This is a genomic window from Pseudomonas sp. S3E12 (assembly GCF_001702295.1).
Classification (GTDB): domain Bacteria; phylum Pseudomonadota; class Gammaproteobacteria; order Pseudomonadales; family Pseudomonadaceae; genus Aquipseudomonas; species Aquipseudomonas marginalis.
This window is the reverse complement of the sequence record NZ_MBDT01000005.1, coordinates 46,032-61,202: the sequence shown is the minus strand read 5'-3', so window position 1 is coordinate 61,202 and position 15,171 is coordinate 46,032. Positions and strand designations below refer to the sequence as shown.

General features: G+C 59.5%; 14 protein-coding genes and 1 tRNA gene. 12 read left to right on the top strand and 3 right to left on the bottom strand.

Going from position 1 to position 15,171, the window contains the following annotated elements; translation table 11 throughout:
• Nucleotides 1-19 precede the first annotated feature (19 nt).
• Nucleotides 20-2,113, bottom strand: coding sequence for a type III secretion system export apparatus subunit SctV (gene sctV, locus BB029_RS05015; RefSeq protein WP_065938431.1), 2,094 nt, complete (start codon nucleotides 2,111-2,113; stop codon nucleotides 20-22).
• The gene (gene sctW / locus BB029_RS05010) at nucleotides 2,110-3,174 is read right to left on the bottom strand and encodes a type III secretion system gatekeeper subunit SctW (protein ID WP_065938430.1); all 1,065 of its coding nucleotides are present in this window, start codon (nucleotides 3,172-3,174) and stop codon (nucleotides 2,110-2,112) included. The genes sctV and sctW overlap by 4 nt, the downstream gene beginning before the upstream one ends.
• A gap of 262 nt (nucleotides 3,175-3,436) precedes the next feature.
• Between sctW and BB029_RS05005 the strand changes: the two genes are divergently transcribed.
• The 7 genes from BB029_RS05005 to BB029_RS04975 all read left to right on the top strand — a co-directional run bounded on the left by BB029_RS05005 (nucleotide 3,437) and on the right by BB029_RS04975 (nucleotide 8,242).
• Nucleotides 3,437-3,988 (top strand): RNA polymerase sigma factor, encoded by a 552-nt coding sequence (locus BB029_RS05005; protein ID WP_027606911.1) that lies wholly within the window; start codon nucleotides 3,437-3,439, stop codon nucleotides 3,986-3,988.
• 360 nt (nucleotides 3,989-4,348) lie between these two features.
• Nucleotides 4,349-4,425 (top strand) — tRNA-Met (locus tag BB029_RS05000).
• A 747-nt stretch (nucleotides 4,426-5,172) separates the two neighbouring features.
• The gene (locus tag BB029_RS04995) at nucleotides 5,173-5,661 is read left to right on the top strand and encodes a group 1 truncated hemoglobin (protein WP_027606923.1); all 489 of its coding nucleotides are present in this window, start codon (nucleotides 5,173-5,175) and stop codon (nucleotides 5,659-5,661) included.
• 91 nt (nucleotides 5,662-5,752) lie between these two features.
• Nucleotides 5,753-6,385 carry a nitrile hydratase subunit alpha gene (gene nthA / locus BB029_RS04990; protein WP_065938952.1) on the top strand — a complete coding sequence of 211 codons (633 nt, stop codon included), beginning with the start codon at nucleotides 5,753-5,755 and terminating at the stop codon, nucleotides 6,383-6,385.
• 20 nt (nucleotides 6,386-6,405) lie between these two features.
• Entirely contained in the window at nucleotides 6,406-7,059 is a 654-nt protein-coding gene (gene nthB / locus BB029_RS04985; RefSeq protein ID WP_065938429.1) for a nitrile hydratase subunit beta, read from the top strand.
• The gene (locus BB029_RS04980; protein WP_065938428.1) at nucleotides 7,056-7,496 is read left to right on the top strand and encodes a nitrile hydratase accessory protein; all 441 of its coding nucleotides are present in this window, start codon (nucleotides 7,056-7,058) and stop codon (nucleotides 7,494-7,496) included. Before nthB ends, BB029_RS04980 begins: the two co-directional genes overlap by 4 nt.
• Nucleotides 7,497-7,564: 68 nt before the next feature.
• Complete coding sequence (locus BB029_RS04975; RefSeq protein ID WP_065938427.1) at nucleotides 7,565-8,242, top strand: energy-coupling factor ABC transporter permease; 678 nt, start codon at nucleotides 7,565-7,567, stop codon at nucleotides 8,240-8,242.
• 308 nt (nucleotides 8,243-8,550) lie between these two features.
• Here the strand turns inward: BB029_RS04975 and BB029_RS04970 are convergent, their stop codons facing one another.
• On the bottom strand, nucleotides 8,551-9,558 hold the full coding sequence (locus BB029_RS04970) for a helix-turn-helix domain-containing protein (protein ID WP_083236336.1): 1,008 nt from the start codon (nucleotides 9,556-9,558) through the stop codon (nucleotides 8,551-8,553).
• A 463-nt stretch (nucleotides 9,559-10,021) separates the two neighbouring features.
• Here BB029_RS04970 and BB029_RS04965 point away from each other — a divergent pair, with 463 nt between their 5' ends.
• The 5 genes from BB029_RS04965 (at nucleotide 10,022) to BB029_RS04945 (ending at nucleotide 15,125) form a co-directional block, all read left to right on the top strand.
• Nucleotides 10,022-11,314: an acyl-CoA dehydrogenase family protein gene (locus BB029_RS04965; protein WP_218188795.1), complete on the top strand. Its 1,293-nt coding sequence runs from the start codon at nucleotides 10,022-10,024 to the stop codon at nucleotides 11,312-11,314.
• A gap of 190 nt (nucleotides 11,315-11,504) precedes the next feature.
• Nucleotides 11,505-12,455 (top strand): transporter, encoded by a 951-nt coding sequence (locus BB029_RS04960; protein ID WP_083236335.1) that lies wholly within the window; start codon nucleotides 11,505-11,507, stop codon nucleotides 12,453-12,455.
• 227 nt (nucleotides 12,456-12,682) lie between these two features.
• Complete coding sequence (locus BB029_RS04955; protein ID WP_065938425.1) at nucleotides 12,683-13,516, top strand: EamA family transporter; 834 nt, start codon at nucleotides 12,683-12,685, stop codon at nucleotides 13,514-13,516.
• Nucleotides 13,517-13,648: 132 nt separating this feature from the next.
• Complete coding sequence (locus tag BB029_RS04950; RefSeq protein WP_065938424.1) at nucleotides 13,649-14,176, top strand: RNA polymerase sigma factor; 528 nt, start codon at nucleotides 13,649-13,651, stop codon at nucleotides 14,174-14,176.
• A complete protein-coding gene (locus BB029_RS04945) occupies nucleotides 14,169-15,125 on the top strand; it encodes a FecR family protein (protein WP_065938423.1) in 957 nt (318 codons plus the stop codon). Before BB029_RS04950 ends, BB029_RS04945 begins: the two co-directional genes overlap by 8 nt.
• Nucleotides 15,126-15,171 lie beyond the last annotated feature (46 nt).

The window sequence follows — 15,171 nt, the reverse complement described above, 5'->3', positions numbered from 1 at the left end:
GCTGGTCATGGCCCAATACTCATTCCACTGCACCACGCATCAGCTCGTCCTGGCCAAGGTCAATGCGCCCCAGCACTTTGACCTTGGAGGTGCTCCCCAACTCAGCAAACGACAGCACCGGGACATGGTTGAACTCTTCCACCAGCAAGGTACGCAAGGGACTACGCAGGTCCTGCGCCACCAACAGCACACTCTTGCGCTTGGCCCTTAAGGTAAAGGCCTGGTTGAGCAGGGTGATCAACGCGGCGCTGTGGTCGTCGTCAAGCGCGAAAAACACCCCGGTCTGGGTCTGGCGCAATGCCTCACGCAGGATGTTTTCAGACTGCGGTGACAGCAGCCAGGCATGCAGGCCGTCGGCCTCGCTGTATTGATGGAAAATCTGCGCCTTGAGCGCAATACGCGCGTAGTCGGCCAATGCTTCCGGCTCACGCTCATGCTGGCCATACTCGATCAGCGATTCGACAATCAACCGCACGGCGCGCAGCGGCACGCCTTCACCGGCCAGGCGTTGCAATACTGACGAAAACCGCGACAGCGGCATGATTCGTTGCAGTTCCTGCACCAGTTCCGGCTGGTTGTGCTCCAGCCAGCTGAGGATCGACTTGCTCTCCTGGATCCCCAGGAACTGCGGTCCGCTGAGCATCATGGCCTGCTTCATGCGTTCGATGATCAGACTGGTCGCGGTAAAGCGTTCCAATTGCGGGTCATCGAGCAATGGATCATCCGGTGCCAGCCAGACCCAGTCCTGTTCATCACGCTCAGCCAGCCCGGGTATTCCGTGCTCAGGCTCGACCGTCAAGGCGTTACGCTCAACGGCCAGATAGTTGACAACCGAGGCCTTGACCATCGGCACTTCATGCACACAAAAACGCATTTCGTCGGCGGCCAGCGAGTCATCGAGTTCGACTTCGAAGGGCGGCAGGGTCAGACCGATATTGGCAACCAGTGCATTTCGGGCCTGACGAATCCCATGAATAAGCTCCGTCACCTCAGGCGTCCCACGCAAAACCGGAGGGAACAGCAACAGGTAAGGGCGCGACGGATCGAACCCGCGCAAGTCCTCTTTTCCGTTCTCTTCGGGACGCACGGCTTCGGCGACTGCGGCCGCGGGCTCTGCCTGTCGCTGACGCTGGCGCATCAGGTAATACCCCAGGCTGCCGGTTATCAGCGAAATAAGGATAAATACCCCGGTCGGCATACCGGGCACTATCGCAAACGCGAGCATGCCCACCGAAGCGATGACCCAGCTCTTGGGCTCGCTGGTCATTTGCCGGGCAATTTCGGCACCCATGTTACTGATGCCCTTACGCCCCTCCGGCGCCACGCGGGTGATGATCATGCCGGCGGTCAGAGAGATCAGCAGCGCCGGAATCTGTGCAATCAGACCGTCGCCGATAGTCAGCACCGAATACAACGTCATTGATTCAGCAGCGCTCAAGCCGTGCTGGAACATGCCCGTAGAGAAGCCGCCCAACAGGTTGACCACGACGATGATCAACCCCGCGATAGCGTCGCCCTTTACGAACTTCATGGCCCCATCCATCGCGCCGAACAACTGGCTCTCACGGGATAACTGCTCGCGCTTGTCCCGCGCTTGTGTGCCGTCAATCAGACCGGCACGCAAGTCACTGTCGATGGACATCTGCTTGCCCGGCATCGCGTCCAGGCTGAACCGTGCCGCGACCTCGGCAACCCGCTCCGAGCCTTTGGTGATCACCAGGAAGTTAACCAGGGTCAGGATCAGGAAAATCACCATCCCCACTGCCAGGTTGCCCCCCACCACAAAATTACCGAAGGCCTCGACGATGTCACCCGCATCCTGCTCCAGCAGGATCAGACGCGTGGTTGCAATCGACAGGGCCAGTCGAAACATGGTGGTCAACAACAGGATCGACGGAAACGACGAAAACGCCAGGGGGCCCGGCAGGTAGAGCGCAAGCACGATCAACAGGCACGAAATGCAGATATTGAGGGCGATCAAAATGTCCACCAGCCAAGTGGGCAGCGGCACAATAAAGATGAATACGATGGCCATGACCACCACGGCGCCCAACACTTCGGCGCGTTGTGCCACTTTGAGCAATACACGGTTGATGGCCGACAGAGCGGTCACGTCATGGTCCTCGGCTCACCGGCATGTCGTGTAGGCCCGCGCATATGCCGGTCCAGTTCATCCACCACCGTCACAAGCCGAGCCAAGGTATCCCGTCGTACTTGATTGTCAGACCACAAGGCCAAGGGCAACTGCTTGAACAATGGGTAAATCGCCTGGAGGGCTAGCAGTTGCTGGAGGGATGAGATCCCTCCCAGATCATTCGCCAGTCGCAGTGCCTCAGCAGCCTCAATGCCACCGCCGGCGTAAGCCAGCAGACGCTGCAACAAGCCTACCGCGTCATGTTCGATGCCCAAGCGCCCGATCAACTCATTGCACCCAGCCAACACGGAGCTCAACTGCCCGCAGTCTCGCAGGCCCTGCAGCAAAGTGCGCAACAGGGGCGTGGGCATTGACGACACCTTGGCCGCAATGTCATCCGCCAACGCCTTACGCATCACCTGGAGCCCGACGTGGAACTGCTCACCACCGTATACACCCAGCAAAGCCTGCATCATCGTCGACAGGGACTGGCGCGTGACCACATTGGCGTAGTAGAGCATACGCAGTGCCTGGCGCTCCTGCGGGTCGACCCCGGCCGACTGCAACGCCAAGGCAATGTTCAGGCCTGCCTGGATCTCCCCTTTGAAACGGGCCTCAAGCCTGGCAATGGCATCGCGCGCCAACGTAGCGTCGGACTGACGGGCCTCGCTGCCAGCCTTGGCCACCACATGCTTGAGCACCACAAACGCACGCGCCGGGTCCCCGTCCGCAAGCTTCAGCAATTTTTCGACAGTAGGTCTGCCCTGCAATTGCTGCCTGAAGAGTAGCGAAAGGAACGCCAGCGTCTTCTTGGCCGGATGGCCCAACTGATCATAAAGTTGCGCAAGCTGCTCGACGGGGGGCACGCGCAACGTCATCTTCCGGCCGCTCAGCGCTCGGCTGTTGAGCTCCACCTCCTGGCCGAACAGATGTGCAAGCTCATCGATTCCCTTCGCGGGTGCGGGAACTGAGGCATGACTGATAGCCGCCTGATCCAGGGGGCGGATTGTTTGCACATCGTTGTTGGATTCGACTTTCATGGACACGCCAGTACAGGAAGAGTGTTTCCCTGTGTGGCAACGGCTCCCCATGCAGTTCCATCGAAATCCTTTCTCAATACGAATTTGAAAAAACTTGCAAAAGCCTTCAGTGCTCCGTGCAAATCACTGCACAAAAACGCATCAATTCAAAATATTTATATATATAAATCATAAGGTTACGAATTTTTTCCGCTTGGCACAGGGAGTGCTAAAGGGACCTGTCGACACCCGCTCGACTGCGTCTACCCTAAGGAAAAAAAACATGAATCTCCCCATTGAAGCTTTAGCTCACCTCGTTGGCAGCTCGCCTCAATTCATGCATCACCTGACAGACGACCAGCAGAAAAAACTCAGGCGCTTCATTCACAAGCGCGTACTCAACCCGGAAGATGCGGATGATCTTCTGCAACTGACGTACCTGGAAGCCTGGCGCAACCGCGAGCGTTTCTGCGGCAACGCCTCGCTCAGCACCTGGATGTGCGGCATCGCACAGAACCTGATTCGCAACCACTTCAGGCGCATGTATGCCAAACCCGTGCATTGCGAATTTGATGAGTCGTTGTGGCATGGACAGGAAGAAAACAACAACCTGGATTGGGAGTTTGAGATCAACCGCCGCCTGGAGAACACCCTGAGCGCCATTGACCACCTGCCGACGGAAATGCGCAGGACGATGTACGCCTCGCTGGAAACCGACGGCAGCTACCAGGACACCGCCGATGTATTGGACATCCCCATCGGCACCGTTCGCTCACGCCTGTCGCGAGCACGCGAACAGCTCAAGCGCACCACCCAGAACCCGTTTCAATCGTAAATCCGGCTGACTGGCCAAGCGTTGGGCGACAGGGATATCTGCCCAACCGAACAGACCTTTTTCGTACGTGCCAGGAAGATCACCAATCACCCTGACAGCACCGCACCGATCCCGCCAAAACCGAACGTCAGCCCCAAGCCTCTTGAGCGATCAGTCCAGTTGCAGGCAGGATCAATGAGCTGCTTTGCCCGGTAGTCGAGGGACTGCCTGGCGCCAGGGGGGTCTCTTCACAGAAGCAGCGAATCATCAACCACTCGTCGCCCAACTCGCGCGTTTCCGATAAACAATTGAAAGCGTAGATAAAAATTCAAAATAAATGCTTGACGCATTCCCGTTCTACGCGAATAATGCGCGCCACTTGGCTACATAGCTCAGTTGGTTAGAGCATAGCATTCATAATGCTGGGGTCCGGGGTTCAAGTCCCTGTGTAGCCACCAAGTACCTGTTTACAGATGTCTCCATGAGTCTCTAAACAACATCAAGAAGCCCGCCTAGTGCGGGCTTTCTTGTGTCTGGCCGTTTATCTCTGTCTATCCCTATCCCCTCCCCCCGCACCATCGCTGCCCACTGGCATGCCGGACATCTATACCTGTCCTTTTTAACCAAACGGTTGTCCATTCGAACCAAGCACACCTCATCTCCCCTAGATAACTTTCACTCCATGCCGTGTCCCTACAAACACAAATGACGAGGTGTCTCATGCGTCTACGAGAACAGCAGCGACTATCCGATTCATCCTGGTTTTTACACAGATGGGACATGGCACCCGAAGAGTTTGCCACTTACCTGCTGCAACTCGGGACCTTGGTGCTGCAACGCCGATGGAATGGGAGCAATCGTAAAACACCAACGTCCACGGAGATCTAGAACAGCGAACCGTCCGGTCAAGACAGAAATAAAGGAACCCCAGTCACGGACCATAAATAAAGGAACCCCAGTCACGGACCATATCTACACCCATGGCCGCAGGACCAGTTCCGATGTCAGCATTCTGCGTCTGCTGCAAGCACGGTTTTTCTAAGCCGTTGTCCGTCTAGACCAAGCGATTGTCCTTGCCAGCAAAGCGTGCGCTCGACAGCAGCTCTAATTTGGATTCGTCGCCAGTTCTCGCGCCTTTATCAACCGTGCGGAACACGACATTGAGCGAATGAGATCGTCCCCAGCCGAAACGGAGAAACCGCATCATGACCGACCAGCAACCATCCGTGGAACAACAGCCCTCCCTCTATGCGCGTCTTGGGGGCTACGACGTCATTTATCAGTTCGCAGGTGCAGTTTTGAGGAAGACCATGGGACATCCCGCTATCGGCCATATCTGGGCCCACATGTCCGAATCAACATTCCAGAAGGAACACATCAACTTTGTCGATTTCCTTTCTGAACATTGGGGTGGCAGCGCCAAATACCGAGGTAGGGACATGGTCACCGCGCATCGCGGAATGGGTCTTACCGAGGTGCACTGGCAAGCCGTGCTCGATTGTCTTGAGGAATGCTACAACGACTACGATCTGGCACCGGACCTGCGCAAAGAGGTCAATGACTTTCTGATCAAGTTTAAACCCGCCGTGATTGGTAGCCCCTCCTACCGCGACGTAGTACTCGCACACCCCGAAATGGACCCCGCCAAAGGAATGAAAAGCGTTGGGGTAATTTGGCCGAAACGAGGGAAGTAACCTGTGAAAAAGCTGGCGCCGGATACTGGTATTGCTGCACTCGTCGAGTAATGCAGGGAGCGATTTCACCAACTTCAGAGGGGGCAAAGACATGAGTCATACGCACGAACATCATCACGATCACGACCACACTGAGCCACCGGAGGCCATAGCGCTACGCGTCAAAGCACTCGAGTCCCTGCTGACGGAAAAGGGTCTGGTCGATCCCGTAGCCATGGATGCTTTGGTGGACACCTACCAACACAAGGTCGGCCCGAGAAACGGCGCCCAGGTCATAGCAAAAGCCTGGTTCGACCCTCTGTACAAACACAGGCTGCTGGAAGATGGCACCGCAGCCATCGCCGAGTTGGGCTTTTCTGGGGTTCAGGGTGAAGACATGGTGGTCGTGGAGAACAGCCAGACCGTGCACAACGTGACGGTATGCACACTGTGCTCCTGCTACCCGTGGCCGACCCTGGGCCTGCCACCGGTCTGGTACAAATCCGCACCTTATCGCTCGAGGATAGTCATTGACCCGCGCGGCGTGCTGGCGGAGTTCGGTCTGACGATTCCTGATGACAAGGAAGTTCGCGTCTGGGACAGCAGCGCTGAGCTGCGCTATCTGGTATTGCCGGAACGTCCGGCGGGTACTGATGGCTGGAACGAGGAACAACTGGTCGAACTCGTGACTCGCGACGCCATGATCGGTACCGGACTGCCTAAGAATCCGAATCAAGTAGCCTGAACCTGAAAAGGAGAAAACCCATGAATGGTATACACGACCTGGGCGGCATGCATGGTTTCGGCCCAGTGCTCACGGAAGAGCACGAACCCATCTTCCATCATGATTGGGAGCGCAGGGTTTTTCCGCTCTTCGCCTCGCTCTTCGTCGGCGGGTACTTCAACGTCGACGAATTCCGCCACGCCATCGAACGCATGAAGCCGGCCGAATACCTGCAGTCGAGCTACTACGAGCACTGGCTGCACGCCTTCGAGACCCTGCTGACAGAAAAGGGCATCATCAGCACCGCCGAACTGCTGGGTACGGCCAAACCAACCCCACCGACACAGCCCGTCACGGTGTTAACTCCGGACATCGTCGACGCCGTAGTGCTCGGCGGCGCCTCGTCGCGGGCAAAAGAAGATGTCCCCGGCCAATTCCGAGTCGGTGACCGGGTGCGGACGAAGTGCCTCAACCCAACCAATCACACCCGGCTGCCACGCTACGCGCGCGGTAAGGTCGGCACAATCGTGATTGCACATGGCGCGTTCGCTACCCCGGACACGATGGCCCATGGTTTGGGCGAACAGCCGCAGCAGGTCTATGCCGTACGCTTCAGTGCCGAAGAATTGTGGGGAGTACGGCGACCGGACAGTGTGTGCATCGACCTATGGGACAACTACCTGGAGGCCGTATGAACACGAGCATGCACCACGACTACAAGGCCGTCGGCCTCCCTCTCGACGATGAAGGCCCGCTGTTCGACAAGCCTTGGCAGGCTCAGGCTTTTTCCCTGCTGGTGCACTTGCACCAAGCCGGCGTGTTTCCCTGGAAGGACTGGGTGCAGGTATTCAGCGAAGAGATCAAGGCTGCCCCGGCGCAACCCGGAGAAAGCGTCAATGACGCCTATTACCGGCAATGGATCACAGCCATGGAAAGAATGGTCACCACCCTCGGCCTGACCGGGATGGAGGACATCGTCCAGCGGGGCGAGGAATGGAGGCAGGCCTACCTGAATACTCCCCATGGACAACCGGTGGTTTTGCTCAATGCAAGTTGTCCACCGGCCCACGGGCACACCGGTGAGCATCTGCCGCATCGCGAGCCCGTGGCGATCAGCCGAGCCTCTAACTGAGGGAGGAGCAGTTTTTTGTTGTCCTTTTTTACCTAGCAAGCCGCAGAGGCGGCCAAGGAGTCATCGTCATGCATATCGAACCTGGCCTCGTGGAAGCCGGAAAACTCTGGCTGAGCTATATTACCGCCGCAAGCGTCGGCACCTACACCGTCAAACTCGTTGCGGACGCCATTGGCGAACGCGGTGCCGTCTCGCTGGTAGTTCGCGCCGTCGCCGCCACGGCGCTGGTGTTTGGCTTCTTTGAACTGCTACCGCATCATCCGGTTGGCGTCTCGGAGGTGCATCTCATACTCGGCTCGACGCTGTTCCTGTTGTTCGGTGCAGCACCTGCAGCAGTAGGTCTCGCTTTGGGGCTGTTAATCCAGGGTCTGTTCTTCGCCCCATTCGACCTGCCGCAATACGGCATGAACGTCACCACCCTTTTGGTACCGCTGTTGGCAGTTGCTGCCCTGGCGCGGCGTATCATCGCGCCAAACACGCCCTATGTTGATCTGGGCTATCGCCAGGCACTGGGCCTGTCGACGGCCTTCCAGTCAGGCATCGTCGCCTGGGTTGCCTTCTGGGCTTTCTACGGGAAGGGCTTCACGGCAGAGAACGCACTGTCGGTCCTGACCTTCGGCAGTGCCTACATGACCGTCGTCATCCTCGAACCGCTGTTGGACCTGGCCGTGCTGGCCGGTGCCAAGGCAACGCATCGCCTGCGTAACAGCAGGCTGGTCGAGCGCCGTCTGTACCAGGCCGCCTGAGTCGACAGACGCCAGTCCAAGCCAGACTGTCCCCGGGCATTCGAAGACCGCGATGCTCGGGGCATCAAGAGCGAGAACGACCTCAACACCTCGTGAGCAAAACTGGAGGTAGTTGATGCTTTTCAGAAATAGCCCCCGCAAGTCAGTCCGGGGAGTACCGCTGGCTCCATATTCATGGCGAAACGCGCCGTGATGAACGGGGACTACCAACAGATGACCGCAGGTCACCCTGCGCCGCATCCCATCCCATCCCATCCCACCCCGGCACCTCGTACCTTGATCGCCTTTGTAGTTCCTGAACCTTGTCTTCACCTGATCAGAAGATCCTGGACCGATCCACAACTGTTCGTTCCTGGTTTGGCTTCACCTTCGACGCTGGCTGCAAGTCCGCGCGGGGAGATCCCGAACCGCTGCTTGAACAACCGCGAGAAATGCGAGGCATCGTTAAATCCCCAGCGCAGCGCTACGGCGAGCACGCCAGGATGGCCGGAACTGCAGAGATCGCGCGCGCTGTGCCGCAAGCGCAGCTCCCGGATCAGGCCACTGACGGAAAATGGCTCTTCCTCGAACAGGCCATAGAGTGTCCGGCGCGAGACCTTGAATCGCGCCGCAAGCAGGTCCGGCCCGAGCCCGGGCTCAGATAAATGATCGGCTATATAGGTTTCGACCGCCTGGCGGAAGGCTGTCCGCAGCGGCACCCGGTCCTGCTCCTGCGCCTCCAGCGTGGCGCCCAGCGCGACGGCGATGACACAGTTGAGCGCGGCGCTGAGCCCATGCTGCGCCTGTAGGCCGACGCTGGCGTCCATCTGTTCAAGTGAGCGGGCGAAGCGAGCCGCGACCAATCCAAGCCCCGCTTGTCCGCTGACGCAGCGCGCTGTCGCCTGGCGCGGTGCCGCGAGCCTGGACACCAGTTGCTCCCTGGGTATACGGAATGACAGCACGCGCCAATCTTCCCTGAAATCGAGAAAGTAGGGACGCGTGGAGTCCACGACGGAGAAGTCACCGGGCAACACCAGTGTCTCCTGCCCATCCTGACGTACCACGCATGACCCTTCCAACTGGAAGTTCGCGAAGCAGAACTCGACCGGGTTGCGGCGGATTTCATCCCAGCGTCGTTGGACGAACTGCGCACGGGAAAACACGCGGGTCTGCGCGCTCATGGAGAGGGGCCGGGAGCTTACCTCGCCCGTGAAGTCCGATCCTGCATGCTCTTGCTTGAGGATGGGATTGAGCGAGACGAAGGCTTCGCAGAGGACCTCACGCCAGTAGCTGAATCTTTCACGCTGCACGCACGCTTCGGTAGTCCAGATTTGCATCCTGCGGTCACCCCTCAGTGGCGCAAAAGACAATCATCGCGAGCGCAAGCCAGCGACTGATTTCTGAGCCAATGTCACGGTATGGCGGGCCGCTCAGACGTGTCATGTGGTCCCTCCTGTTGCACAGATCGTCAACTGGTCTTGCACGCAAAGGCAAGTCGTCGGTTGATGGGCTTGCAGGCACCCTGGCACGGCATTTTCGCTTGTGCCTGCGCTGTGCACGGCGGGAATGCGAATGCGTCATGCCGGTGCAGTTTCCGCCGGATAAACAGGCGCAGGACTGAACCCATGTGACCTGCGGCAGAAAGACGCAAAGTCCGCGCCAGAACCAAGGGGGCATTCACCCGCTACAGGCTCTTTCTGCAGAAGGCACGACCTCAGTCGGGAAAGCCCTGTGCCCTTGCGCAAATCGTCAATTGGGCTTGCACGCTCCAGCGAGACCGAGGCAGGCCAGCTGCCTACGATGGGTTGTCCGTTACCTAACCCACCGCAAGAAAGGTCGCTTCCCATGGCTATCGATTTCCAGCTCACCGAATCACAGAAGGCTTTACAGGCAAGCGCGCGAACCTTCGCCGCCGAAGTCCTCAGCAAGGTCGCCCCCACCATCGCCCCAATCGCGCGACCGGAAGACCGGTTCTACGCCACGCGGCCGTTCTACGATGCAATGGTCGACGCCGGCTTCATCAAGGCGTTGCTGCCAACCTCGTTCGGCGGCAGCGCCCTGACCACGCTGGATTTTGCCTTGGCTGCCGAAGAACTCGCCGCCGCCGACGTCAACTTGCCTTCGGCCTTGCTGGGCACCGGCCTGGGTTTGCACGCGGTGCTGCACCACGGCACCGAGGAGCAGAAGCGCCGCTTCCTGCCGGACTTCGTCGAAGATGGCTCGCGCCTGGCCGCCCTGGCGTTCACTGAGGTCACCGGAGGCGCTAACTACGACAGTCCCGACCCCTCCGCCGGCGTGCAGACATTCGCCCGTCTCGAAGGCGACGAATGGGTCATCAACGGCGCAAAGCACTACACCACCAACGGCACCGGTTGGGACGGCAAGGGCGCGCACCTGTACAGCGTCATATGCCGCACCGATGCGGCCCTGCCGCCGCAGCAATCGCTGGCGGTCATCATGGTGCCCGGCAGCGCCCAGGGCATCGAGATCGCGGGCTTTCTCGATACCGTCGGCCATCGCGCGACGATCTCGCCGCGCATCCATTTCAACAATGTGCGCGTGCCGGCGGCCAATATTGTGGGCAAGCCGGGCGATGGCATTGCCATGGTGGAAGATGCCTTCTCCTGGACTGCGGCGCTCATCGGCGCGGCCTGCGTAGGTGTGATGCGCGCGGCCTTCGACGTCGCCTTGAAGTTTGCCCGCACCGACAAGCGCTCCGGCACGGTACCTGTGATTGAGCACCAGAACGTTGGCTTCATGCTGGCCGATATCAAGATGCGCATCGAGGCCGCGCGCTACCTGACCTGGAAAGCCTGTCACCAGCTCGATATCACCCAGGGACGCAGCCGCGAACTGGCCATCATCACCAAGGTTCACTGTTCGGAACTGTGCGTTCAGGCTGTCTACGATGCCATGCGCGTTGTCGGTGTCGATGCCTACACCGACCTCTACCCGTTGGCCGGCCTGATGCAGGACGCGCTGTGTTTTCCCCTGTACGACGGCGGCAACATGGGGGTCCGCCGCCGGCAACTCCATGCGCTGCTGCGCTCGCCGACCTACGACGCCATGGCCGGTGCAGAGGCACGCAGTTGAAGCGGCCCCCGTGCCACGAGGCGTAAGCGCCGAGCAGCTGTCCTTCCCAGCACAACGAATGACCGCCCCAACAAAGCGACTTGGGGCGCGTCCCCCCTATCTTTGTCATGCGCACTGCCGCGTTGTCCTGTGTCGCCGCACTTCGCCGACCGATCAATGACAGATGACTACTCGAGAGAGGACTTCCGTAATGACCCAAGCATTCTCCAGCGTCGCCCGCAGGACCGGCCACGTGTCAAAGGCCGGTACCCACTCGCCCCTGAGCAGCATGAACAAGGTATTGGCCTTGGCCTGTCTACCGATGGTCACGATGGTGCCGATGACCGCGCGGGCCATCGATGTGGACATCGGTGATTTCGTCCCGGCGCCGGAGGGTACGACGGCGGGGTTGCTGTACCTGCAGCATGCCGAGCGCAACAAACTCTATGCCCAGGGACGGCAGACGGCGCGGGATCCTCGGCTGGTCTCGGATGTCGGTATCGGGAGGCTGGTGCACTACACCACGATTGGCGGGCTGACGGTAGGCCCCCAGATCCTGGTACCGTTCGGCCGGCTGGATGCCGGGCGCGACACGAGTGCACTGGGCAAGACCAGCGGGGTAGGTGACGTTATCCTGGCCGCACCAGTCTGGTTGATCAACGACTCAGCGTCTCGCACTTATCTAGCCATAGCACCCTATCTGTACCTTCCAACGGGTAGCTATAGCCACGACCGCCCGCTCAATCTGGGGGAAAACCGCTGGAAGTTTGATTTGCAGGTAGGTTTCGTCAAAGGGCTGACCGACAATTGGTATGTCGACTTGACCGGCGACGTCATGTTCCACGGCAAGAACGACAACTACGGCGCTGCCGGCGACACGCTCAAGCAGAAACAGCTCTACCAGGGGCAGGGATATTTGCGTTACCAGTTCACCCCCGGAGCCAACGCTTTCGTCGGCCTGTCGCAGACCTGGGGCGGTGAGACCCGAGTCAATGGCGTTGACAGCGACGACGAAGCTCGGCAACGAAAAATCAGCGTGGGTGGCAGTTACTTCATCCGCCCGAAGACGCAACTGCTGGTGGCGCTCGGGCGCGACCTTGAGGTGGAAAATGGCTTCAAGGAAAGCGCCCGCATCAACGTTCGACTGTTGCAGGTGTTCTGAGCAACAATCTCATTCAGGGCTACTCGATAACGCCTGGCGTTGAAACATATCCGGGCATGGGGCGACCAGGCGTAATCGAACAGCATTTGCCCTCAATTGACGCGTAACCCGGTACTGATAACGGCTTACCGAAAGGTAGACCGTTTTTTTATGCCTTGAAGAAAGTGCCTGGGGCATACTCGCAGCCCCCTCCTGGATACAGAACTTAGCCAATAGGACGTCCCTTCATGAGCCTTGATGTGTTCGCAATCATCATGCTGGGCGCTGCGTTGCACGCCACTTGGAATGCCGTGGTCAAGGGCGGTGACAACAAGCTCCTGACCACCTGCATGATCGCGTCCATTGCATCGCTGATCGCAGCGACGGTCATTCCGTTTCTGGAACTGCCGGCCAAGGAAAGCTGGCCCTTCATCGGTGCGTCGGTGATTTTGCAGGTGGTGTATTTCGTGCTGGTCGCCTCGACTTATCGCATTGCCGACATGAGCCAGACCTACCCGATCATGCGCGGCACCGCGCCGTTGCTGGTGGCGACAGCGAGCGTGGGACTGTTGTCCGAATCCTTGTCCTCATTCGCCTGGCTCGGCATTGCCATCATCTGCATCGGTATTTTGAGCATGGCTGCCGCCCCCAGCATCGGTCAGCGAAAAGGGATGCTCCTGGCGCTGGTCAACGCGGCGGTCATCGCCGGCTACACCCTCATCGATGGTGTGGGTGTGCGCAAATCCGGCGCCCCGGCGGCCTATACGTTGTGGATATTCCTGCTCACCGGCCTCGCGCTTGCCGTATGGGCATTTGCCGTCAGGCGGCGCGAATTCTGCCGCTATCTGGCGCGCCACTGGCGCCCAGGTGTTATCGGTGGCTTCGGCACCGTCGTGTCCTACGGCCTGGCACTTTGGGCAATGACGGCGGCACCGATCGCCACGGTTTCGGCGCTCAGGGAGACCTCCATTCTGTTCGGCGTGGTGATCTCGGCACTGGTGCTCAAAGAGCGGCTGACCCGCCGCCGCATCATGGCTGCGTGCATCATTGCCGGCGGGGCTATGGTGTTGCGGCTGGGCTGACGCGCCGGTCGAACCCAGGAGATGCCTGGCAGGACTGTCCACCAAACAAATCCCCCACCACCCTATTAAATGAGACAGCTTCTCATTAGTATGCCTGCTATTCGCGCAACGCCGCATCAGGGTATCGGGGCCATGGAGACAGGGACGCCAGGGGATCAGGAAAAACTCAGCGCCGTTTTTATCGGGCAGCGCAGTGCGTTAATCCGTATGCTGTCGCGCGTCGTCGGCTGTTCGAGCCAGGCGGAGGACCTGGCCCAGGAAACCTACCTGAAGGTGGCGAAAGCACTGTACGCTCGCCCTATCGAACACTTGAAGCCGTTTCTTTATCAAACTGCGCAGTACCTGGCCTTTGATCATCTGCGCAGTGTGCGCAGTAAAAGGCGCTATGAGTGCCATCTGGCCGAAAGCCTGGTTGTCGAGGTGCCCACCACGGCACCCGGTCCGGAGAGCCAGGCCCAGGGCCAACAACAACTGCTGCAGTTTCAACAGGTGCTCGCTACCTTGCCCAAACGCCAGCAACAAATCCTGGTATTGCATCGATTGCATGACCTGTCCCAAAGCGAGATCGCCCAACGCCTGCAGGTGTCGTTGAGCACGGTGGAAAAAGATCTGCGCCAAGCCCTCACTGCCTGCGTCAAGCAAACGACCTACCATGATTGATCGCGCCGACACCCCCGATGCCATACGTAAGCAGGCGACCGACTGGTTCGCCCAGCGCGATGAAACGGTGCGCAACCCCATCACCCGCCAGCGCTTTGAGCAGTGGCGCGACGCGGATCCCCGGCACGCCACGGCGTATGCGGAACTTGCCGCGCTGTGGGAAAGCCGCGCCTTCGAGCAAGCCTTGAAAAACCTCGCCGGCGACCTGGAATTGCCCCCTGCCCCGCAAGCTGCCACGCACCGCAAGACACGCTTTATGGCTGCCGCCGCTGCCGTATTGATCACGCTGGGCATCGGTTGGATGACCGATGTGCCGATGCGCCTGCAGGCTGACCACATGACCGACGTTGCGCAGTTGGAACGCTTTGACCTGGAGGACGGCTCGCACATCGTGCTGGGCAGCCACAGCGCCATCAGCATCGCTTTCGACGGCGCCCATCGCCGCATCAAGCTGCTGCGCGGCGAGCTCTACGTCGAAGCCGCACACGACTCAGAGCGCCCTCTCAGCATCGAAACCGCCGAGGCCAGCGTGACCGTAGTCGGCACGCAATTCAGCGTCAGCCAGCGCGACGCGGGCGTCACCGTCGCCGTGCGACAAGGCCAGGTGCGCTTCGCCAACCGCAAGGGCGAACAGAGCCTGTTGCAGGCGGGCAACTGGCAACAGTTGCTGGGTGGGCATCTGCAACCGCTGTCCCTGGACGGCGGTGAACAACAGATGGCCTGGATCAACGGACGGCTGTCGTTCCAGAACGCGCCGCTGGCACAGGTGTTGTCAGAGATCCGTCGCTATTATCCCTCACCGATCCTGCTATTGAACGATACCGCTGCCGGTGAGCGGGTCAGCGGCAATTACCAATTGGATGACCCCCAGGCGATCGTGCAGGCGTTGAGTAGAGTCACTTCCACCCACGTCCAGCGCCTGCCGGGTGGCATCCTGATTATTCGCTGATACAGAGCCCCTGACCCCGTCGCAAAAAGTTTTACGGCTTTCGAAG

Excerpts from the sequence above, each read along its gene's own strand:
- sctW (WP_065938430.1), bottom strand. The coding sequence starts at position 3,174 with ATGAAAGTCGAATCCAACAACGATGTGCAAACAATCCGCCCCCTGGAT.
- BB029_RS05005 (WP_027606911.1), top strand. The coding sequence starts at position 3,437 with ATGAATCTCCCCATTGAAGCTTTAGCTCACCTCGTTGGCAGCTCGCCT.
- BB029_RS04995 (WP_027606923.1), top strand. The coding sequence starts at position 5,173 with ATGACCGACCAGCAACCATCCGTGGAACAACAGCCCTCCCTCTATGCG.
- nthA (WP_065938952.1), top strand. The coding sequence starts at position 5,753 with ATGAGTCATACGCACGAACATCATCACGATCACGACCACACTGAGCCA.
- nthB (WP_065938429.1), top strand. The coding sequence starts at position 6,406 with ATGAATGGTATACACGACCTGGGCGGCATGCATGGTTTCGGCCCAGTG.
- BB029_RS04980 (WP_065938428.1), top strand. The coding sequence starts at position 7,056 with ATGAACACGAGCATGCACCACGACTACAAGGCCGTCGGCCTCCCTCTC.
- BB029_RS04975 (WP_065938427.1), top strand. The coding sequence starts at position 7,565 with ATGCATATCGAACCTGGCCTCGTGGAAGCCGGAAAACTCTGGCTGAGC.
- BB029_RS04970 (WP_083236336.1), bottom strand. The coding sequence starts at position 9,558 with ATGCAAATCTGGACTACCGAAGCGTGCGTGCAGCGTGAAAGATTCAGC.
- BB029_RS04965 (WP_218188795.1), top strand. The coding sequence starts at position 10,022 with ATGGGTTGTCCGTTACCTAACCCACCGCAAGAAAGGTCGCTTCCCATG.
- BB029_RS04960 (WP_083236335.1), top strand. The coding sequence starts at position 11,505 with ATGACCCAAGCATTCTCCAGCGTCGCCCGCAGGACCGGCCACGTGTCA.
- BB029_RS04955 (WP_065938425.1), top strand. The coding sequence starts at position 12,683 with ATGAGCCTTGATGTGTTCGCAATCATCATGCTGGGCGCTGCGTTGCAC.
- BB029_RS04950 (WP_065938424.1), top strand. The coding sequence starts at position 13,649 with ATGGAGACAGGGACGCCAGGGGATCAGGAAAAACTCAGCGCCGTTTTT.
- BB029_RS04945 (WP_065938423.1), top strand. The coding sequence starts at position 14,169 with ATGATTGATCGCGCCGACACCCCCGATGCCATACGTAAGCAGGCGACC.